Genomic DNA, 20,413 nt, shown 5'->3' with positions numbered 1-20,413 from the left:
CCTTATGATCCACCGGAATGCGTGGATGCCTTGCGAAAAATGACGATCCACACAACCGGTGGAGAAGTCGATCCCGGGTGCCTACAAGGTAGGTGGGCGCCGTGTGAGAAAACCCACGGGTCTTCCCAGGGACAGCTCCCTAAGGATCGTTAAGGCCCCGGGGAAAAGTGTCTCCTGCCGGGAAGCGCAGACCGCCGACCCCAATATAGGCCGATGGTTAGCCGAGCGCCAGAGACACGGCATGGTTGGCTGCTTTATCATTCAGAATTTCCGCCAAACGCAGCGCCCGAGCTCGTGCTTGCGCCGGCGTGGCCGCATCCTTACGGTCGGCTCGATCGAACCGAGGAGCAAAAATGCGTTTCGAAGGCACGGCGGCCTATGTCGCCGACAAGGATCTGATGGTGGCCGTCAACGCGGCGATCGCGCTGGAGCGGCCGTTGCTGGTGAAGGGCGAGCTCGGCACCGGCAAGACGGAACTTGCCCGCCAGGTGGCGGCCGCGCTCGGCCTCGAGCTGATCGAATGGCACGTCAAGTCGACCACAAGGGCGCAGCAAGGCCTCTACGAATATGACGCCGTCTCGCGGCTGCGCGACAGCCAGCTCGGCGACGACCGCTTCAACGACATCAGGAACTACATCAAGCGCGGCAAGCTCTGGGAGGCCTTCACTGCCGGCAGAAAGGTCGTGCTGTTGATCGACGAGATCGACAAGGCCGACATCGAGTTCCCCAACGACCTGCTGCAGGAGCTCGATAGGATGGAGTTCTTCGTCTACGAGACCGGCGAGACGATCCAAGCCGCGGTCAGGCCAATCGTCATCATCACCTCCAACAACGAGAAGGAACTGCCGGACGCCTTTTTGCGCCGTTGCTTCTTCCACTACATCCGCTTTCCCGATGTCGAGACGCTGCATAGAATCGTCGACGTCCACTATCCCGGCATCAAGCAGAATCTGGTGCGCGCCGCACTCACCCAGTTCTACGAGATCCGCGACGTGCCCGGACTGAAGAAGAAGCCGTCGACCTCCGAGGCGCTCGACTGGATCCGGCTGCTGGTCGCCGACGATATCGCGCCGGAGGATTTGCGCGCCGACCCGAAGAACGCGCTGCCCAAACTGCATGGCGCGCTGCTGAAGAACGAGCAGGACGTGCACCTGTTCGAGCGCCTGGCCTTCATGGCGAGACGGCAGGGATAGGAAAGACCGGACAGCGTCTATCCCCTCGCTGGACCGTTGCCGCCAACCGGGCGCCGAGGCAGCTTCAAGCCACAAGCTTCGGAGGAGAACGAAATGACCGAGATCACCATCCGCCCCTTGGCGCAGTCCGACCGTGCCGACTGGCAGCGCCTGTGGACCGCCTATCTCACCTTCTACGAAACCAAGTTGCCGGAAGAGGTCTATGCCGTCACCTGGAAGCGGCTGTTCACGGTCGGCGAATTCGAGCCGAAGGGTTTTATCGCCACGCTCGACGGCAAGGCTGTCGGCCTCACCCACTATCTCTACCATCGCTCCTGCTGGTCGCAGATGAACAACTGCTATCTGCAGGACCTGTTCGCCGACCCGGCGGTGCGTGGCAAGGGCGTCGGTGCGGCCCTCATCGAAGCGGTCAAGCAGGAGGCCGGCAAGATCGGCGTCAAGAACGTCTACTGGATGACCCACGAAACCAATGCCACCGCACGCAAGCTCTACGACCATGTCGCGCGGTGCACCGGCTTCATCGAATATGATCTGCTGTAGATAGCGTCATGTTCATCCCCTTCTTCCTTGAGCTGAAAGCAGCACGCGTTCCCGTCTCGCTTCGGGAATATCTGTCGCTGCTGGAGGGGTTGGAGGCCGGGCTGGTCGACTATGACGTCGAGGGTTTTTACTACCTCGCCCGCACTGCCCTGGTGAAGGACGAGCGCCACATCGATCGTTTCGACCAGGTGTTTGCGCATGTCTTCAAGGGCGTCGAGGCGCTAGACGGAAACGCCGCTGTCGACGTCAGAGACATCCCCGAGGAGTGGCTGCGGCGGCTCGCCGAAAAGCATCTGTCCGACGAAGAGAAAAAACTGGTCGAGTCGCTCGGCGGTTTCGACAAGCTCATGGAAACGCTGAAGCAGCGGCTGGAGGAGCAGAAGGGCCGCCATCAGGGCGGCTCGAAATGGATCGGCACCGGCGGCACCTCGCCCTTCGGCGCCTATGGCTACAATCCCGAGGGCGTGCGCATTGGTCAGCACGAAAGCCGCCACCGCCGCGCGGTGAAGGTGTGGGACAAGCGCGAGTTCAGGAATTTCGACGACGCCGTCGAGCTCGGCACCCGCAACATCAAGATCGCGCTGAAGCGGCTGCGGCGCTGGGTGCGCGAAGGTGCGGAGGAGGAGTTCGACCTGCCCGGCACCATCCACGCCACCGCCGAGCACGGCTATCTCGACGTCAAGACGCGGCCCGAACGGCGCAATGCGGTGAAGCTCTTGATGTTCTTCGATGTCGGTGGCTCGATGGACGACCACATCAGGAGCGTCGAGGAACTGTTTTCGGCCGCCCGCGCCGAATTCCGCCAGCTCGAATACTTTTATTTCCACAACTGCCTCTACGAAGGCGTTTGGAAAGACAATCGCCGCCGTCTCGCCGAGACGATCCCGACCTTCGACCTGCTCCACAAATACGGGCCGGACTACAAGGTGATCGTCGTCGGCGACGCCTCGATGAGCCCCTACGAAATCGCGCACCCCGGCGGCTCAGTCGAGCACTGGAACCCGGAGGCAGGCGCCGCCTGGCTGGCTCGCCTGCTGCAGCAATGGCCGAATGCCGTCTGGCTCAACCCGGAAAACCAGAAGAACTGGGGCTTTACCCATTCGATCGCCATGATCCGCGACATCTTCGGCGGCCGCATGTTCCCGCTGACGCTGGCCGGGCTCGAGGCCGCGACGAAGCAGCTTTCGCGCAAGCACTGAGCAATTCCCGGAGTCACCATGACCTGCTTCCTTTGCCTGCAATGCGGTGTCCAGTTCGCAGCGAGCGAAGCACCGCCGCGACACTGCCCGATCTGCGAGGACGAGCGGCAATTCGTGCGCTGGGAGGGTCAGGCCTGGATCACGCCGGAAGAGCTCGCCGCCACGCATCGGCTCGCGGTGAAGGACGACGGCGGCGTGCTCGCCTTCGGCGTCGAGCCGCGCTTCGCCATCGGCCAGCGGGCGCTGCTGGTGCAAACGCCGTACGGCAATGTGTTGTGGGACTGCGTCTCGATGGTGAGCGACGAGGCGGTGGCCGAGATCAACCGCCGTGGCGGCCTGGCGGCGATCGCCATCTCGCACTGTCACTATTATGCGGTGATGGTCGAGTGGAGCGAGGCGTTTGGCGGCGTGCCGATCTATCTCCATGCCGACGACCGTCAGTGGATCATGCGACCGCACGAAGCGATCGTCAGCTGGGACGGCGAAACGCGAGCCATAAACCCCTCGCTGACACTCATCCGCTGCGGCGGCCACTTTGCTGGTGGCCAGGTGATGCACTGGAAGCGCGACGGCGGCAACGTCCTGCTGTCCGGCGACATCCTGCAAGTCTCGCCGACCCGCCGCCACGTCAGTTTCATGTACAGCTACCCGAACCAGATTCCGCTCAACGCGGCGGCGGTGCGCCGCATCGCGGTGGCGCTGGAGCCATACGAGTTCGACCATATCTACGGCGCCTGGTGGCAGCAGAATATCATCGGCGGTGCGAAAGCGGCATTCGCCGCTTCGGTCACACGCTATCTCGCAGCCATTGCCTGAGAACAAGATCGAAAATGCGGGCAAAACCCGTAACAAATGCCTATGTTGGAGCGAACATGGGTTGCAACTCGCGCATGACCCCGAACCTCCGGTTCGGAAAGGATCATGCGCAAACCAAAGTGCTACAGCGTCCTTTGCGCGTCCGACGGACGCGCGGCGCTGTAGTAACAAGCCGCCAAGGCTGAGGAGATCAAATGGACACCCACGCCTACCCCGTTACCCGCACCGATGCCGAATGGCGCGCGCGGCTGACGCCGGAGCAATATGCCGTCATGCGCAACCATGGCACCGAACGTCCCGGAAGCTGCGCCCTGCTCTACGAGAAGCGCGCCGGTACCTTTTCCTGCGTCGGTTGCGACCAGCCGCTGTTCGAATCCAAGCTGAAGTTCGAGAGCGGCACCGGCTGGCCGAGCTTCAACGACCCGGTGCCGGGCTCGGTCGAGAACACCATCGACCGCAGCTATGGCATGGTCCGCACCGAATGCCATTGCGCCCGCTGCGGCAGCCATCTCGGCCATGTCTTCGAGGACGGCCCGCCGCCGACCGGCCTGCGCTACTGCATCAACGGCGTGGCGCTGAAATTCGAGCCGGCCGCCTAGAGCAATTCCAGGAAAAGTGTGAACGGTTTTCCGTCCGGAATTGCGTCCAAGCAAAGAGATGGAGCGCAAGTCGCCAGAATGGAAGGCGGCTTCGGCCGCCTTTCTCTTTACAGTCAACAGGCACTCGAGCCTGTCAGACCACGACGACCAGGATCAGCCAAAGCGCGGAGCCCAGCATCATCAGCGAGGCCTTGGCGCCGCCGGATTTCTCCGCGCTGCGCCAGACGGCAAAGGTCAGGAAGATATTGTAGGGCACAGGCAGGAAATGCACCGCCAGGACTACGGCGAGCGGCAGCTTCATCCCGAGCAGGACCAGCGCCACCACCGACAAAGCGATGTTGATCGCCGTGCCGACAAACACCAGGTCGCGCCAGAACAGCCGATCGAGCGGCACCAGGCCTTGCCAGCGCGAGCGGAAGAAGCCCGCCGTGCGGCTTGCCTTGCCGTCTTCGCCCGCGAAGGGCTCCGGAGCACTCATTGCCGCGGCCTTCTTTTTGACGGCGGCCGACATGCCGAACGCCGCAAGCCTGTCGACGCGATGCTATAGTCGAGTATGCGCGAGCCTATTATTTGAACGATTGTCATCAAACCGTCGTGAAACCTTCCTACGTCGCCCCTGTCGGCATCTTCGGCAATCTGTCGGAACTGCCGGCCAATCATCCAGTCGCCTGCCAGGGAGGTCTTGAGATGAGCGACAATTTCTACAACGTCCTGTTTCTTTGCAACGCCAATTCGGCGCGATCCATCATGGGCGAAGCCATCCTCAACCGGATCGGCGCCGGCAAGTTCAAGGCCTTTTCCGCCGGTTCGCAGCCGAAAGGCACGGTCAATCCTTATGCGCTGCAACTGCTGGAAAGCCTCAACTACGATACGGGCTTTGCCCGCTCGAAAGGCTGGGACGAGTTTGCGGCGCCCGACGCGCCGGAAATGAACTTTGTCTTCACGGTCTGCGACAACACCGCCAACGAGACGTGTCCTATCTGGCCCGGCCACCCTATGACGGCGCTCTGGGCGATACCAGACCCGGCCAAGGCGGACGGCACCGACGCCGAGATGCACCTCGCCTTCGCCGAGGCCTATCGCATGCTGAACAACCGCATCTCGCTGTTCATCAACCTGCCTGTGGACGCGCTCGACCATCTGACGCTGCAAAACCATCTGGACGAGATCGGCCGCGACACGCCAAAGCCGAACTGACCGGGCCATTGCGATCCCATCGGGATGGCGGCAGGCGATCACGGACCGTCGCCGCCCTCTCCGAGCACTTCGATCACGGCGCGCTCGAATCGCGAGCATTCCGTCACCAGCCAGTCGGCCATCGCCGGCCAGTTGTCCTCGGCAAAGCAGTTCACGCGCCACAGCGAATTGATGCCGAGGCCCTCGCAACTCTGTTCCGGCCTGAGCTTCAGCCTGTCTTCGATCGCCGGCTGGAACGGCCTCAACCGCGACCAGACCTCGGTGGCACCGAACTTCTCGTTGCGACCGAAGAAAACGCCGACATGGTTCTGCGCCGGCGCGACATACATGGAAAGGACCAGTGCGAAGTCTGGTAGCCCGCGCTGCCAGAACCAGGGTCCGCGCCGCGCCAGCCGGACCTTTTCTTCCGGATGCCGTTCCGCGAACAGGGCCCAGAAGCCGCGTTGGCGGAATTCCGAGCCGCGGCGGGCGCCAAAATCGAATTCGCTCATGGTTGGTTCGATGCTCGTTGCAGCCTTGGATAGCCGAGGCTGCCTTACATCACACCATCATGCTGACATGCAACGATCACGCCTATCGCCTGGGCGCACGGACCTACCAGCGGTACTTCAGCGACGCGGTCATGTTGCGGCCCTGGCCGAGATAGCAATAGCCTTCGTTGCACACCGTCGCGCGGTCGTCGGCGATGTTGCGGACGGCAAAGGCCGCGGTGACGCCGTCATACTTCTTGTCGATGGCGCCGAAATCGTAGGACGCGGAGGCATCGAGATAGATGGCCGCATCATTCTTGCTGGTGTTGGCGGTGTCCGTATAGGTCTCACTGAGGAACCGCAGGCCCGCCCCCACCGACAGGCCCGAAACGGCCGAGCTCTGATCGAATGTATAGTTTGCCCAAAGCGTCGCCACATGTTCGGGCGTTACCGAAGGGACCTTGCCGATCTCTGTAGGATCGAGCGCGGCGGTGATCTCGGCATGGTTGAAGGTATAGGCAGCAATCACATCCAGCCTGTCCGTGACGGCGGCACGCACCTCCAGTTCCAGACCCTTGCTGGTCACCTCACCCAGCGAGCGATAGGTCAGCGCGACGGGATCGACCAGAACCGGCTTGTTCTTCTCGACAAGATGATAGGCGACCGCCGACAGCAGGATATCGGTCCCTGGCGGCTGGTATTTGACCCCCAGTTCGAACTGTTCGCCCTTCAACGACTCGAGAATGGTGCCCGAAACCGACTGGTTGGTAATCGGCTCGAACGAGGTCGCGTAGCTGGCGAAAGGGGCGATGCCATTGTCGAACAGATAGAGAGCGCCGGCCTGGACACTGAAGGCATCCTTCTTCACATCCTCGGGGGCGCCGCCCAAAAGCTGAACGCGCGTCTGCTCGACCCAGGTCTGGCGGCCGCCAAGCGTGAAACGCCATCTGTCCATTTCGATCTGGTCCAGCGCATAGATGCCGGTCTGTCGCAGGTCCGCGTCGGACTGCGCAAGAGTGTAATCCGGGGTCGGGCCGGAAACGCCATAGGTCGGATTTGCGATGTCGAAATCGAAGGCTGGATTGACGGGATCCGCTCCGTAGCCGAAGGACGACGTCAGGTCCGTATAGTCGAGGCCGAAGAGCACTGTGTGCGCCAGCGGCCCGGTGTCGAACTTGGCTTCGAGCTGATTGTCGACCTGGAAGACGTTCATCTCGTCGCGGATCGAACTTGCGCCGCGATGGGCGACCGTGCCGGTCCAACTGAAGATGCTGAGGTAGCGCGACTGCAGGTCCAGATGCGAATAACGGAGGTTCTGGCGTAACGTGATGCCGCCGTCGAACTCGTGCTCGAACTTGTAGCCGATCTGCTGCTGCCGCACCTTCTGATAGTCATAGTCCGGATCGCTGGAGCGCAGCTGGAGAATCTTTCCCGATGGGTCGGTCACCGCGCCGACGTTGGTGTCGGTCTCGTCGGCCTGCACGAGCCCATAGATCGTGAAGGACGTCGCGGCATCCGGAGCCCAGGTAAGCGAAGGCTGTAGGAAATAACGGTCGTCGGCGATATCGAAATTGGTTTCGCCGTTCCGCGCCAGGCCGACGACCCGGTACAGGAAATCGTTGCTGCCCTCCTGAACCGGGCCGCTGAAATCGAATGCCGCCTGCGCCCTGTCCTGTGTCCCGTAGAGCAGTTCCACCTCGCGGATCTTCTCTTCGGTAGGAAGTTTCGACACCTTGTTGATAATGCCGGCCGGCGTGCCGGCGCCGTAGAGGACCGATACCGGCCCCTTGATGACCTCGACGCGCTCGAGCGAATAGGGGTCGGTGCGGAAGGTGCCGTAGTTCATATATGGCTGGCGCAGTGCCGTCCTTGTAGTCGCCGATCGTCGTCGTGCTGTAGCCGCGGATGTAGATCTGGTCAAAACGCGGATCGAAGCCATAGCCGCCGGTCGTCACGCCCGCCGAGTAGCGGACCGCTTCGATGATGTCCTGCGCGCCGCGCTGTTCCATCTCCTTGCGCGTCACCACCGAGACGGAGCGCGGCGTCTCGATCAGCGGCGTGTCGGTCTTGGTTGCGCCGGAGCTGCGCTTGGGCGACGACCGTCTTGCGGTCCTCCTCGGACGCGCTTTGGGCGGCCTTGTCGCTCACCGTGATCGGCTCCAGCACCGTCGTGCCGCCCGATGCGGGAGCGCCGCTTTCCTGTGCCGCCGCATGACCTGCGCAAAGCAGCGTCGACAGGCAGGCAATCAGCCACTTCCGATGGAAAGCACCGTCGCTGTCACGATGAAACGCCATTTGAATTTGCCCCACTGCCTCTGACCGGCGCAGGGCCACCAGAGGCGCCTGCGTTCGAATTGTTGACTATTTGTGTCAAGTTCAATATTGACTATGAGACTCATGTTTTATAGTCAACCGGTTTTCAGGCATGCGTGAAGACAAATCGCATCCGCAGGGTGGAGGCGCTAACGAAGCTTGGGAACGAAAGGGCCTCGCGCCGGCGAGGCACGCCTTGACGATGTCTGCGGCGATGTCAGCGACGGTGCCCGCCGCTGCTCATCATGTCGCGACAGATGCGTCTTCCGGGCTTAAGGCAATTCCCGGGAAGACGCGAGGCGAGGCTGGCAGCGCCGCGCCTGTGTTAAAAGGAAAGGGCCGGGCCGGTTCTTACACCATGCCGAGAGCGGCTTTGTACAGATCGAGGATGCTTTCCTCTTCCTGCCGCTCAGCCTGGTCCTTCTTGCGCAGCCGGATGATCGAGCGCATCGCCTTGGTGTCGAAACCTTTTCGCCCCTACGTGAATCTGTCGCCTAATCCTCATGCATCCCGCCCCTCCAAAGCCGAGCAACGCAGCCGAATCCGTCTGTGCACTCTTCACGTCAAGGCGACACCGACGCAAGTCTGCGGGGGGCGGCGCGTAACCAAACAACGCTGTAGCCGCCCCCCGCATGCAGAACGCCTAAGAGCTTCCGGTAGACGACTGGGTCCGCGATCGCGAAACATCTGGAATCGACGCGAAGTTCTGGAATGCCTGCGGTCAGCGAAAATTGTTCAAGTGAACGTCAGCTTTGCGCCTTAATTCGGTCGTTGAAGACCACCTTCAGCGTTTCTGAAAGCGGCCCCCATCATAACGGGCGCGCCGGCAGCGCTTAGGTGCGCTAATACCGGACCCACGGATATGCATGGCATGTAAATTCCGCAATGGCCGTCCAAGTTAAGCGCGCTTGGAGTACCTATCAGGTTGAGCCACCCAAGGTTCCGTTCCTGTATCTCGTGTCCAGTACACGCGGCCGTCCCTGATCCAGAAGTGGCTCATGCAACCCCTGTTGCGCCACACCGAGGGTGAAAGTGTCGCACGGCCAGCTGCACTCAATGATAGGCGCCATCGTGGGTTGTGTGGCGGCTGCATGGGCAAAGAAATCACATCGCCACAACCGCACGGGCAACGGAACATGGTCCAGAGGGGCTTGTTATGATAGACGACATTGATGAGTTGCCGGGGGCCGATGGATGCATTCGCAGGCGTCTTGGTAACGACCTCACAGCTTTCGAAATAGACAGCTGGTGGCGGTGGTTCAGCCCTAGGCCCAACGGAACCTTCCTGCTGCGACAGACTATCTAGAAACGCACGAAATCTATCTGCGAGCCACTTGAACATGGTGTTAGGTGATCTTCCCGAGCGCCGGCATATCGAGCCGGTAGCCACGCTCACGCTTGAGTTTGATTCCTTCAGGACCGCAGCAGAAACAGTCGGGATCATCCGGGTGCGCGTTGCTATGGATGACCATGTGAACGAAGTCGTACCAGACATTGTCCCTCAATAGGTCGCTTGGCATCTTACGAAACGGCCGTATGAGGTCCATCAGTGTAGCAACTGCGGTGTCCGCTGACGCGCTCGTAAACGGTCCCACCCCTGGCGCCTGCTCCCCGCCGCCGACCAGATAGTATTCCTGTTTGAGCGTTTCCTTGTCGAGTTCCGCAAGCTCGGGGCGCGCTCTCAGTTCGCGCTCATAGTCGAGTTTCTGTTGGGTCACTACCTTCTGGCAGCGGAGACATTTGCCGTCTTCCGGGAGGATGCGGCTGATGCGCCCGCGATGGTCCCGGAGATACGGTTCTCCGTCGGCGCGGGTGTCGATCTTGCCGGTGAGACCGACGTCGATGAATGCCAGGGCATAGTAGTAGGTGCTCTGATTGAGGAGATCGCGCCCTGCAACGTCGTCCGTGCATCCGAAGATCACGTCGGCACCGGAAATCGCGTCAATGGCATCCGGCGACTTCTCCAGATACTCACCAATAGCCGCCACGGTAACGCCAGGCAACCCTAGGGACCGAATGTAGGCGGTCAGTACCTCGGCCTTGTTGCGCTTCACATCCTGGGTGCGATAGCCGCGGACGCGGTTGAGATTGGTACTCTCAAGCACGTCGCCGTCAATCAAGACGAGCTCGCCTACGCCTGCGCGGGCCAATAGCGTCGCAACCGAGGAGCCGGTGCCGCCTACACCAACAACGGCCACACGAAGCGACTGGAGCTTGCGATTGAACGGTGCGCCGAAAGCCGCCGCTTGACGCTTGAGGGCCTCGGAAGGTGTGCTCTCCTCGCCGTTGATATGCATGTCCAGGTTGGTGCCGAGCACCGCCACGTGCCGCACAGCTTCTGTCTGCAGCGGTGCGTCGCCCCGTCGTATGCGAGCGCGCCATCGATCCTCAACCCAAAGTAGCGCAACAAGTGCAACAGACTTGCCGTTGCAGCCGGCATAACCCTTCAAGATGCGCTGCTCGTTATCCTCATCCTTTTCCGAGAACTCGAGGAACCCGCCGGGGTGATTGTGCGCGAACCCGAGTTCGAGGCCTTCGTGCTCGCAGCGAAAGTAGATGTCCTGCATCTTGCGAAGGTTGACGCGCAGGTGCACGGGCGAGCTGTCGAGTATCCAGTCGCCTTGCATCTCAATGATGTCGACACAGACGAATCTGATTGACGGCCGAAGGCCCGCATGATTGCGCTCGAAGCGGCGGAACAGGATGACCGCCCCGCGCTCATGGCCTTCTGGATGACCGTTGAACCATGTACGCAGACGTTCGTGCTGCGTGCCAAGCAATGTGATCCGATGTCCGCTCATGGGCGCTTCGCATCCGGATAGGTGAACGCCCACATGATGCGGTCAATGATGGTTCGAATATTGTCGGCCTTTGGCTTCCATCTGACACCGGGCTGGTGCCAGTGACGTGACCAACGTGTGTATTCGACGCCGGCATAAGTACGCGAATCCTGGTTCGGACCTGCCGTGCCGATGTTTGGAATTGGCTTGCTGTCGGCACGCGCGAGCTGCGGGTGAACCCAGAACATATCACCGCCCGACGTGTTGTAGTCGGGCGGAATGGCGTAGAGCACATCAACGGTCGCGCGCACCTGCCCGTTCGCGGTGTAGACGTGTTCGGGCAGTGGAAAATCGCGGAATATAAAAAAGCGTGATGCCTCGTTCTCGGTGAACGTCAGACCTGTATCTTTGAGTATCTGGTAGTCTTCATCGAAGAGGAGCGCCATGGCTAGGAGTTGCCTGCCTCGGAGCTGGCATCCTGAGCATAGAACTTCTCGATACCCGGCTCTGCGAGGTCGATCTTCTCGTCGTCAGCAACTGGACGGCCGGGGAGATTGCGGATTTTAACGTACAGGTCCATGCCCTCGGGGATGCCTGGTCCGACCTGCCTCACCTGTGCGCCAGTGATGAACTGCTCTTCCCAGTGATAGGTCTCGTCTTCGATCTTGAATTGATATTGCTTAGCCATGATTATTCTCCTGCTCCCATCTAGAGAGCATTAGTTGCAGTTACAACGAAGCGCGTGATTGCCCCCACACTGGCGAATCAAGTGCCAAGTATAGGTTCAAATGGCGCACTTGAACAGATCGTGAACGAGTGCGGGGCCATCGTTGGACCAACTGCCCACCAAGGCTCGGATCTGACGGCCGCTTTCCACTTTCCTCGAACTGCAAAGCGGACCGGTGGAGTCCGGCCCCAAATGCTACCGGGCGGCAACGCGCCTCAAGTCGGAGCCGATCTCTGCCTTTACGCATGTTCGATACCGATGCTCAACTGAATCCAGATAGATCACAACCCACTCGATGAATGACGTTAGGATTTCGGTTTCGAACGCTCGTGGTCGGTGAAATCGGTCACGTGTGGGGAATTGCTGGTGGCGCTCGACAGTCGTCCATGTCTTAACCGCTTTTGCGGTTATCCGGCGTTCGAGCCGCAGTCACCTCCTAGCAACCATGGCTGAATTCTTTCGGCGCGATCTCCGCGTTCGGCATTGCGCGCGTCGATGGTCGGTGTCAGCCTTTCTTGAAGATGCCGCAACGGGGTAGGTACCACACCGCAGAACGAAGCAATGCGGCTAGAAGCGGGGACGTTGGCGTGACTGATGAAATCGATTTCGAAGAACTCGGACTCTGTGAATCTGAGGAAGAAGTCATTGCGCGCTTTAGGCAAGAGCAGATCGACAAGCTTCTCCCCTTTCCACACTTCAAATTGGATATCTTTCGGGCAACGGAAAGGGCAGCAGTTGAGAGCGGCAGAACTGTGTCGGAGTTGCTGGATGATCTGATGTATGGTTCCGAGGACGAGAGGGCCGCAGTTTTACAGAAGATGACCGAGATCGCCAAACTACGAATTCAGGAACGTTAAATTCGCGTGACATACGCGCTCGGCGAGCTATCCGGTGGCTGTTGCAGAATCCTGATGGCCCAAACCGGAAACGGCTTACGCTTGGCTGTCGGCTTCACAGTTAGTGCTAAACGCTAAAGTTGCGCGACTTTGCCTGCCCCAGCGAAGATGCGTTGACCATCAACTGCTTTAACAGATGGGCTATTGCGACAGCATTGCCCAAGGCCCGATTTGAAGGAAGCTCCATTTGTTTCCTGCGGTTCAATCGCTTATGTTAGAGGCTTGGACACGAAACAGGAAATAACGGTGGGAAAGCTTGCCATCAAAAATCGATCGATGGACGATAGTCGCCTCTCCGGATCTCTGAACCCAGGGAGCTTCGGCGAGCATAGTCGCCATGAAGACATGAGGCAGATCGCGGCGATATCAGGGTTTGAGGGGCTGACCCCGTCTCCGGCGCTCAAGGCGCTTCGCGAGCGTTACATTTCCGGCGAGATTTCGATCAAGGAGTTCCGGAAGGAGATCGATTCCCGCTGGAAACGGAATGGCTGACCCATATCTCGTTCCAGGCCCTGGAGGGCTCCTTCGAAACAAGCTCAACCTGACGACGATCGAGGAACTTCGGGAAGCTGAGTACCATTATGCCGAAGTGGGGCAGCGGAACTATTCGCTTCGCAGCGAAACATCCAAATTTCCATGCGCGGATGGCGAACCGTCCACAAGGTTCTCTTCCGGGATGTCTATGACTGGGCCGGCGAGTATCGCACGGTCTTCCTCATCGGCTGCCTTCCTACTAGCGCAATCTACACTGCATTGGCGGACGAGGCGGGACGGCCGCGTCCGAATCTAGACCAGTCCGTTTGGGGCGACTGTCAGCGTGTTTTGAAGCAGGCCCCCTCCGGCGAGATCGGCCTGCCTCCCGCTCAGACCCTAACGAAGCGCGGCTGTAAACTTTCTGCAAAAACTTTACAACCGCTTTGAATCTTGCTGACTTGTAACGGTACGGTTGTACATAAATTGCGAAAAATGTACAACCGGAGATTCTTGCATGAAGGAGATCGATCTCGTTTACAGAACCATGTTCGCCGAGCTCGATCAGCGGACCTTCGACGCTGCCTTTACCTCCGAGGTTTCGCCTGACGGGCTTTTCGTGAAGCAGAAGGCAAAAAACCTGGAGTTCTGGTATTTCCAGACTGAAGTCAACGGAAAGCCCTTCAGGAAATACGTTGGCCCGTGTTCCAACGAAGAGATAAATAGCCGGGTTGCGAAGTTCAACGAGCTAAAGAATGACCTTAAGAGCCGGCGCAAGCTGGTTTCGACTTTGGTCAGAAACGCCTACTTGCCTTCCCCGGAGCGGTTTACAGGCGACGTTGTGGAAGCGCTTTCGAATGTTGGGCTGTTCAGGCTCAGGGCCGTTTTAGTCGAGACCGTCGCCTATCAGTGCTATTCAGGCCTCCTCGGAGTCCGTCTCCCTTCGACGGCCATGCAGACCGGCGATGCCGATTTCGCCCAGTTCCATTCTATTTCCGCCGCCGTCGAAGACAGCCTCCCCCCTATATTGGAAGTGCTCAAGAAGATCGATCCGACGTTTCGCGACATCCCGCACCAATCGGATGGCAGGTCCAGCACCCAGTTCGAAAATGCGAAAAAGTTCAAGGTCGAGTTTTTGACTCCAAACACAGGAAGCGACGAATATTCAGGTCGCGCCACAAAAATGCCAGCGCTCGGCGTGGCCGCAGCCCAGCCCCTCAGGTTCCTCGACTTCCTCATTCGGGATCCGGTGCGCACTGTTATGCTCCACAAAAGCGGTGTCCCCGTTGTGGTCCCTGCACCGGAGAGGTATGCGGTGCACAAGCTGATCGTTAGTTCACGGCGACGGAACGATGCTTCCGGCTACACCAAGCGAGATAAAGATACGGCGCAGGCTGTATCTCTCTTCGAAGCCTTGTTTCAAACCCGACGCCACGGAGACCTCGGAATGGTTTTCGCGGAAGCATGGAGTCGCGGCCCTTCCTGGCGCGAAGCAATAACCGCCGGCCTCTCTTACGTCGGGGAGAACAAGCGCAGCCTTATGGAAGATGGACTTCGGCAAGGCTTGATCGAGATTGGCGAATCTCCAGAGGACTTCGGACTGACAGGCGGCCTGCCAAAGCCATAGATGGACAGCCTGTCGACGATGTGACGGGGACCGGAAACCACGTCGTCGACGAATGCGTTCCGTCGCCTCGGCGCCGCCCTCCCTGGTGCGGGCTGCTATCGTGCTTATGAACGGGCAAGACGCTCGGGTTCAAGTGCTTGGAGAAGGACAAGGACGGCCAGATCGTGGACTACGGGAAGGCAGTCTCCGGCGAGGCCGGTGAGCCTCAAATCGCCGCGAAGCCCAGAAAAGTAAAAAGGCCTCCGAAGAGGCCCTTTTGGGTTTGTTTAGACTCGTTCGCGTCGTCACCGACGTACAGCTCTCATGAGGGCACCGCAACAGAGTACCAAGAGCATAGATAAGGGGCTCGAGACCGTCAACCCACATTGCACAACTTTTCAGTAGCACATTCCCCGAATACCCATCATAGGTCTCATACTAGAAAAAGGCACAAAAGCAGGCGATGCAAGACGTTATAAAATCCTACGCAGAGGGCATGCTGAAGGAGTATCTGGATCACGAGATCTCAACGCCCGAAGCCGCTGCTTACTATGCATTCTGCCGCCAGGCCAACAGCGATTTGATACGCCACTCCCTCAAAGAGCTGAAAGGTTTTGCCAAGTCAGCCAAGAGGCTGAAAGCCGCAGGTAAGGATGCGCCTCCATTTCTTCCGAAATTGACCCGCATATATTTCCGGAAAGTCGAGGAACAGGCGCGCCTATTTACAGCACTGAGCATATTCGAAGCGGCGTATCGCGTTCATCTCGCGACCTGGATGGAGCAACATTACGGCGTCAAGAAGTGGTGGGACCCAGTATATACCACGCTGATTGGTGGCGGAGGATGCGCCCAAGTCACGAACATCAGCGGTGTTGAACTCACGCCCGCAGTGGCGAATGCGATCGACAAGCTTCTCAAGGGGATCGACGGCTACGACCTAAAGGGCGCAACTGTGGTAAAGCAGGCCCATGGTCACAGTCTTTTGTGCTATAGCAAGCTCTCAGATCTGGAGGAACTCATTAAGGAACATTGGGTTTCATTCAAGGCATCTCTACGCGTTCATAACCCTTCGCTTACTGCGCTACCTAGTTTCATCTCTGCTTTCAAGCGCATTAGAGACTCTCGCAACTCCTGCTTCCATCACCGTGAAGTTTCTGACCGACCCGGGTTACTCAGAAGCATTGAGAACATGCTGGATCTTATCGATATCCATCTCGATACCGCTTCCATCAATGCGCGGACATCGGCAGTCAAACCGATGACAACAGGAATTCAATGGCATGAGCGTCACAACTTCGGCCTGGTGCAATCGCTGACTTACGACACCGAATTGCATTTCGAGGATCAAAAATCGAGATCGACCATCGATGGGCGGACACAGTTCGAGGCAATTCAAAGGGCGATTGATGCCGTTGCGGCCGATGACCGATTGAAGCTGAAGGGCATCCAGATCCAAACAAGGGCAGCTGGCCTTGCCACGACGGACATCGAGGAGGCTATCAAAAAGGTCGGGGTAATCGAGACAAGACTTCGACAATAGTACCTGGCCGCTTGTTCTCCCGAGACGCGATCCCGGTTCGGATTTACTCGAATAACCGACGGGACGGTGCCGCAAGCCGAGCGCCACATGGCATCAATGTCGCGAGCGTCTTCGAGGCCTTCGTTGGAGCCTGGGACCTCGTTGGTGAGGCTAGGAAACAGGTCGCCATCGCTATCTTCTTCTCGCCGCCGTGACGCTGAACGTGATCTGACCTCACGGGTCGGGCGAGATGCAACCGAACACAGTGGGTCAGATCGACAGCCACTTCCATGCGTGTCAGTACCGCTCGCGGACTGATCGCCATCATGGCGAAGGGCGAAATACGAAGATAGCAGCCTCGGATCCAAGCCATCCAGCACGCACGGCAACAAAGAGGCGATCGAGTCCCGGTACGAAGAGCGAAGTCCGCGCTCCGCTGGAGGTTGCCACACGTTGGGCCAGTGCGAGCCCTTTTGGGCTGCGCAGCACAACGTCGATCGCGCCGTCTCCGCAGCTCACGTAAATTCGATCGCGCTTGCCGTCGAAGAAAACATCGTCAGCATCGCCGCAGGTATCGAGGCTCGCTGTCACCGCACCAGTCGCGGCATCCAGCGGGGCAAGCTTTGCCGGACTGCGGAACACAATTGCAAGCTGTCCATCGGTGCTGTCGAGCGCCATCGGAAAATTCGCCGCCAAAGGTGTCTTCCAGGCGGCAAGGCCTCGAGGCTCGACGATGCCGTTGCCACCTTCAACTCGACCGAGCGACGCGCGGGAAAGACGGTGATCCGCGTTCGGCCGTAAGAGCTTGGGGAGGGCGAGATGGCACGGACATCCGTGGCCAATTCTCTCTGGGTCTTGGTCATCGCTGCCGCGAGCGGGGTCATCGCTTTCCTTGCCATCGCGCTGCTGAGAAGGCGCGACAGCCGTGTCCCGTTTGTGATTGGCGGGAACGCTGGTGGGGCGGTCTAACGACCGACGTATTGCCGATTGGCAATATGACCCGCCGCTCTTCCGGTAACTCCTCAGAACCTTATCCCGAACAGGCCCCCGCTGTCCGTGTCCTGCAGCCGGACTGGAAGTATCTTGCCTTCGAGTCCGAACTCCTTTGGGAACGACAAATGCTCGAATTCATCCGAGTTCATGAGGACTATGTACTGGCCGCCGAGCTTGTCGGCCTGTTCGGAGCCGATGACGAGCGCAGTGGTTACCTGCCGTTCGTCCACGCCGTCGAACAGATGGCTGTCGTGGATCAGGAATCCGGGGCCTCCGAGCCGCTCTGTGACCTGCCGATAGAGCGCGTAGTCAAAGCAGAATACCTCCATGTTGGAGATGCCACCGCTCCTGTCTCCTTCGATATTGACCTTGAACTCAGGTCCGTTGGTCGACGCGACAATCTCGAATGCGCCTGATCGGTCGGCATAAAGCGCTTCTTTCGCTTCAGCGACCGCCAACAGTGCCTCGTTGAGGATTGGCTCCCTCTCCCTGAAATCGGCTTGGAGTCGAGCGAACAGGTTTTCTCTCTCGATTTTGCGCTCTGAGCTCGCGCTCTCGATTGACTGAGCCTCCTTATACTGGCTTTCGAGCCGGGCTACGGTTTCCTCCTGTTGTGCGAGCAGCTTCTGCATTGCCGCGAGGTCCTTGAACGCACCCTTGCCGGAAAGCGTCGCGAGAATTTCGGAACGGCGAGCTGCCTGCGCTTCCATTTCAGCTTTTACATTGGCAGCTCGCAAACGGCTCCGCTCCATCTCGCCGCTGAGATGGTAGCGTCGGTTTGCTACTACGGAAGCGTGGAAAGCACGTACTTCGTCAAAGGTCCGGACAACACTGCTTGGCAACTGGATGCCAGCTTCGGAATACAGTTTGGCGAGATCCCGGCCATCGGTGCCTGTCTCATCGGCAACGCTGGCTTCCAGGTGTTCGATGGTGCTTGTCACGGCGGCGGCCTCGCGACTGAGCTTCTCAAGAGCGTTCGCGGCGGCCGAAGCCTCCCGCGCGAGCTCGTCGTAGTGTTCTTCGACTTGGAAAGTCTCTACGTCTTTCTTGAGCTTCTGTGCCTTGTCCTTGGCGACCGCCACCTCGTGACGGATTCGTGCGACGGTATCCAGCCCGTCCTCCTGCTTCGCCTTCACGCGCTTGCTCAGCGCCTGATGTTCCTTCTTTTTCCCGCGCTCCAGCTCGAAGTCGCGCGCGAGCTGCCAATCGAGGCTGAACAGATAGGAGAGGGCGATCTGCGAAGTGCCTGTACCCAACGCTGTCGCGTATTTGTCAGGTGCCGAAAACCCGCCGTCTTGGCGCCGGCGCGCAAAATAGCCGAACAGCGAACGAAACGATGGCGCGAAAGCCTTGTCGAATGGCGGGACGGGAAAGAGCGGGAGCTTGAAGACGACATGTCCTAGCCAACGGCGCCAGTCGTCGAGAGAAATGTATTCGCGTCCAGAGGCGGCATCTGGCTCGAATTCTAGCGCGTTGCGCGAAGGGTGCTCGAATTCAACGAATACTCGTTTCGGGTCGGAAGCGCTTCGCTCGACGCGGACCTCGATGCCATTGAACTGAAACACGCCCCAGAAGGATTCAGCATCGACGGGCGACGCCCTGAAGAGAGATTCCCTACCTACGGACCCGCCGAGCAGGAAGTGGACTATCTCGACCAGGCTCGACTTGCCGGAGCCGTTTCGCGTCTGCGTCTCCGAAGACATTTCATGACGGTCGGCAAGCAGGATGTTCAGGCCAGGGTGGAATCGGAGGCCTTTGAATGTAGCAAGGGTACTGCCGATTTCCCTGATCACGCCCGGCGCTCCGCGCGCAGCGCCACTACGCCGTCCTTGGTTTCGATCGATCCGATCGCGAAGAGCAGGGAAATCGCCAGTGCGAACCAATCGAAAGTCAGCACTGGGGTCGTGCGCGAACGACCCGCTCGGACATGATCCCAGATTTCGCTGGCCGACCTCGGTGAATCTTGGACGAGCGCAAGAATCTCGCCGCCAATAACAATCAGCGACCGTTCGGCCGGGAGAAATTTGCCTGGCAATATCATTGGGCTGGTTCCTCGAGAGGAATATACTTCTTGTCCTCGAAAACCACGCAGGATTCAAACATGCTCGCCAGCAGCGTCAGCACTGCTGCTTCCCTGCTGCTATCTGGACCGCCGGGCAGACTTCCAAGGAGCTCGGTCTTCAGCTCCTGAAGTATGCTCGCAGGGGAGAGGCCCTGATTCCTCAGGTTCAGGTAGCTGGCTCGCAGGAATGCGGGGACCGTCTCCGAAGCCCGATGTTCGCCGAACGTCGCCAGACAGTATTCCGCTATAGGTGCGTGGACGAAGAACCCTGTCAGGACCGCTCGCCAGTGTTGAGGGATTTCGTTCAGGTCGAGCTTGTCCTGGGGAACAGGACCCGCGGCAAGGGCCGCGCTTGCGTCCCCGTCGTATTGGCCCATGATATCGCCAATCAGCTTGTTGATTTCACGGGGCAGGGCGACCCGATCGACCTCTTGCATCGCCCTAACCCCGAGGAGCGCTTCGCGGTTGTCGTTGTCCAGTTTTGCGAGAAGTTCCTGAAAGCTTTCAAAGCCGAAAAGCGTCACTTCGATGCCGTCGCTTTTGCCGGCTTGCCTGATCTCCTCGAACGTGTCGAGAAGGGGCTTCGGCAAGCCTTCAGTCAAATTATGAGTAAACCTCCACCTCTTCATCCCCTTCGTTGAGTTCAAGGCCTTCTGGTAATCGGTTTTCATTTTCTCGCGGACGTAGCTGAGGTCGTGCACCAACCCACCTAGCGCGCCGTAACATTGATAGACGGTGTCATCCGAACAGAAGTAGCCGTCGACGCCGCCGTCGCCCAGATTTCCATGCGGCCTGACTGGGACGAACGCGTCACCATGGACACGCCCCATCAGGGCGGAGAAGAACGTCTGGAACGCGTCTCCGTTGGCTTTCCGAAGCCGCGCCTCGAGCGCGACTAGCCAGTAACTCCAGTGCAGCACGTCTGATTCCCCCAACCCCTGCGGTTATGATGCAGGTATCGTCTAGCACTCGCAAATGGAAACGGAACGGCTATAGGAGGCTTTGCCTAAAAAGCAGGATTTCTTACATGCC

At 59.3% G+C, this 20,413-nt stretch carries 20 protein-coding genes, 1 other RNA gene and 2 pseudogenes; 10 read left to right on the top strand and 13 right to left on the bottom strand.

Annotated features, from left to right (window positions below; genetic code table 11):
* Positions 1-40 precede the first annotated feature (40 nt).
* A non-coding RNA gene (gene ssrS / locus AC1RUK_RS30680) (6S RNA) lies at positions 41-196 on the bottom strand.
* A 157-nt stretch (positions 197-353) separates the two neighbouring features.
* Here ssrS and AC1RUK_RS30675 point away from each other — a divergent pair.
* From AC1RUK_RS30675 to msrB, 5 genes are all read left to right on the top strand, one after another.
* Positions 354-1,193: an AAA family ATPase gene (locus tag AC1RUK_RS30675; RefSeq protein ID WP_481837622.1), complete on the top strand. Its 840-nt coding sequence runs from the start codon at positions 354-356 to the stop codon at positions 1,191-1,193.
* Positions 1,194-1,286: 93 nt separating this feature from the next.
* Entirely contained in the window at positions 1,287-1,733 is a 447-nt protein-coding gene (locus AC1RUK_RS30670) for a GNAT family N-acetyltransferase (protein ID WP_481837623.1), read from the top strand.
* Positions 1,734-1,741: 8 nt separating this feature from the next.
* Positions 1,742-2,932 (top strand): vWA domain-containing protein, encoded by a 1,191-nt coding sequence (locus tag AC1RUK_RS30665; protein WP_481837624.1) that lies wholly within the window; start codon positions 1,742-1,744, stop codon positions 2,930-2,932.
* Positions 2,933-2,950: 18 nt separating this feature from the next.
* Positions 2,951-3,748, top strand: coding sequence for an MBL fold metallo-hydrolase (locus tag AC1RUK_RS30660; protein ID WP_481837625.1), 798 nt, complete (start codon positions 2,951-2,953; stop codon positions 3,746-3,748).
* Between the two features lie 194 nt (positions 3,749-3,942).
* Positions 3,943-4,347: a peptide-methionine (R)-S-oxide reductase MsrB gene (msrB, locus tag AC1RUK_RS30655; protein ID WP_120013583.1), complete on the top strand. Its 405-nt coding sequence runs from the start codon at positions 3,943-3,945 to the stop codon at positions 4,345-4,347.
* A gap of 133 nt (positions 4,348-4,480) precedes the next feature.
* Here the strand turns inward: msrB and AC1RUK_RS30650 are convergent, their stop codons facing one another.
* Complete coding sequence (locus tag AC1RUK_RS30650) at positions 4,481-4,825, bottom strand: hypothetical protein (RefSeq protein WP_481839347.1); 345 nt, start codon at positions 4,823-4,825, stop codon at positions 4,481-4,483.
* Positions 4,826-5,034: 209 nt separating this feature from the next.
* Between AC1RUK_RS30650 and AC1RUK_RS30645 the strand changes: the two genes are divergently transcribed.
* Entirely contained in the window at positions 5,035-5,544 is a 510-nt protein-coding gene (locus AC1RUK_RS30645; RefSeq protein ID WP_481839348.1) for an arsenate reductase ArsC, read from the top strand.
* Between the two features lie 38 nt (positions 5,545-5,582).
* Here the strand turns inward: AC1RUK_RS30645 and AC1RUK_RS30640 are convergent, their stop codons facing one another.
* The 7 genes and pseudogenes from AC1RUK_RS30640 to AC1RUK_RS30610 form a co-directional block, all read right to left on the bottom strand.
* Positions 5,583-6,035, bottom strand: a complete 453-nt coding sequence (locus AC1RUK_RS30640) for a hypothetical protein (protein ID WP_481837626.1) — start codon at positions 6,033-6,035, stop codon at positions 5,583-5,585.
* 103 nt (positions 6,036-6,138) lie between these two features.
* A pseudogene (locus tag AC1RUK_RS30635) lies at positions 6,139-8,309 on the bottom strand (TonB-dependent siderophore receptor).
* Positions 8,310-8,678: 369 nt separating this feature from the next.
* Positions 8,679-8,795 (bottom strand): annotated as a pseudogene (locus tag AC1RUK_RS30630) (DUF2312 domain-containing protein); the annotation flags it as partial.
* 430 nt (positions 8,796-9,225) lie between these two features.
* Positions 9,226-9,465 (bottom strand): ubiquitination-like system serine protease family protein, encoded by a 240-nt coding sequence (locus AC1RUK_RS30625; protein WP_481840323.1) that lies wholly within the window; start codon positions 9,463-9,465, stop codon positions 9,226-9,228.
* Between the two features lie 208 nt (positions 9,466-9,673).
* Positions 9,674-11,128, bottom strand: a complete 1,455-nt coding sequence (locus tag AC1RUK_RS30620; protein ID WP_481837628.1) for a HesA/MoeB/ThiF family protein — start codon at positions 11,126-11,128, stop codon at positions 9,674-9,676.
* Positions 11,125-11,553: an E2/UBC family protein gene (locus AC1RUK_RS30615; protein ID WP_481837629.1), complete on the bottom strand. Its 429-nt coding sequence runs from the start codon at positions 11,551-11,553 to the stop codon at positions 11,125-11,127. Before AC1RUK_RS30615 ends, AC1RUK_RS30620 begins: the two co-directional genes overlap by 4 nt.
* 2 nt (positions 11,554-11,555) lie before the next feature.
* Positions 11,556-11,795, bottom strand: a complete 240-nt coding sequence (locus tag AC1RUK_RS30610) for a multiubiquitin domain-containing protein (protein WP_481837630.1) — start codon at positions 11,793-11,795, stop codon at positions 11,556-11,558.
* Between the two features lie 626 nt (positions 11,796-12,421).
* Here AC1RUK_RS30610 and AC1RUK_RS30605 point away from each other — a divergent pair.
* The 4 genes from AC1RUK_RS30605 to AC1RUK_RS30590 all read left to right on the top strand — a co-directional run bounded on the left by AC1RUK_RS30605 (position 12,422) and on the right by AC1RUK_RS30590 (position 16,347).
* On the top strand, positions 12,422-12,691 hold the full coding sequence (locus AC1RUK_RS30605; protein WP_481837631.1) for a hypothetical protein: 270 nt from the start codon (positions 12,422-12,424) through the stop codon (positions 12,689-12,691).
* 285 nt (positions 12,692-12,976) lie between these two features.
* Positions 12,977-13,222: an antitoxin VbhA family protein gene (locus AC1RUK_RS30600; protein WP_481837632.1), complete on the top strand. Its 246-nt coding sequence runs from the start codon at positions 12,977-12,979 to the stop codon at positions 13,220-13,222.
* A 496-nt stretch (positions 13,223-13,718) separates the two neighbouring features.
* Positions 13,719-14,828 carry a nucleotidyltransferase family protein gene (locus tag AC1RUK_RS30595; RefSeq protein WP_481837633.1) on the top strand — a complete coding sequence of 370 codons (1,110 nt, stop codon included), beginning with the start codon at positions 13,719-13,721 and terminating at the stop codon, positions 14,826-14,828.
* Positions 14,829-15,303: 475 nt separating this feature from the next.
* A complete protein-coding gene (locus AC1RUK_RS30590; protein WP_481837634.1) occupies positions 15,304-16,347 on the top strand; it encodes a hypothetical protein in 1,044 nt (347 codons plus the stop codon).
* Between the two features lie 303 nt (positions 16,348-16,650).
* Here the strand turns inward: AC1RUK_RS30590 and AC1RUK_RS30585 are convergent, their stop codons facing one another.
* From AC1RUK_RS30585 to AC1RUK_RS30570, 4 genes are all read right to left on the bottom strand, one after another.
* Positions 16,651-17,004: a YncE family protein gene (locus AC1RUK_RS30585; protein ID WP_481839628.1), complete on the bottom strand. Its 354-nt coding sequence runs from the start codon at positions 17,002-17,004 to the stop codon at positions 16,651-16,653.
* 344 nt (positions 17,005-17,348) lie between these two features.
* On the bottom strand, positions 17,349-19,112 hold the full coding sequence (locus AC1RUK_RS30580) for an ABC-three component system protein (RefSeq protein WP_481837635.1): 1,764 nt from the start codon (positions 19,110-19,112) through the stop codon (positions 17,349-17,351).
* Complete coding sequence (locus tag AC1RUK_RS30575; protein WP_481837636.1) at positions 19,109-19,360, bottom strand: ABC-three component system middle component 6; 252 nt, start codon at positions 19,358-19,360, stop codon at positions 19,109-19,111. Before AC1RUK_RS30575 ends, AC1RUK_RS30580 begins: the two co-directional genes overlap by 4 nt.
* Positions 19,357-20,301, bottom strand: a complete 945-nt coding sequence (locus AC1RUK_RS30570; RefSeq protein WP_481837637.1) for an ABC-three component system protein — start codon at positions 20,299-20,301, stop codon at positions 19,357-19,359. Before AC1RUK_RS30570 ends, AC1RUK_RS30575 begins: the two co-directional genes overlap by 4 nt.
* Positions 20,302-20,413: the final 112 nt, after the last annotated feature.

This window comes from Mesorhizobium monacense (assembly GCF_056781675.1).
Note: the sequence above shows the minus strand (reverse complement) of the source record. Positions and strands in the feature narration are given on the sequence as shown.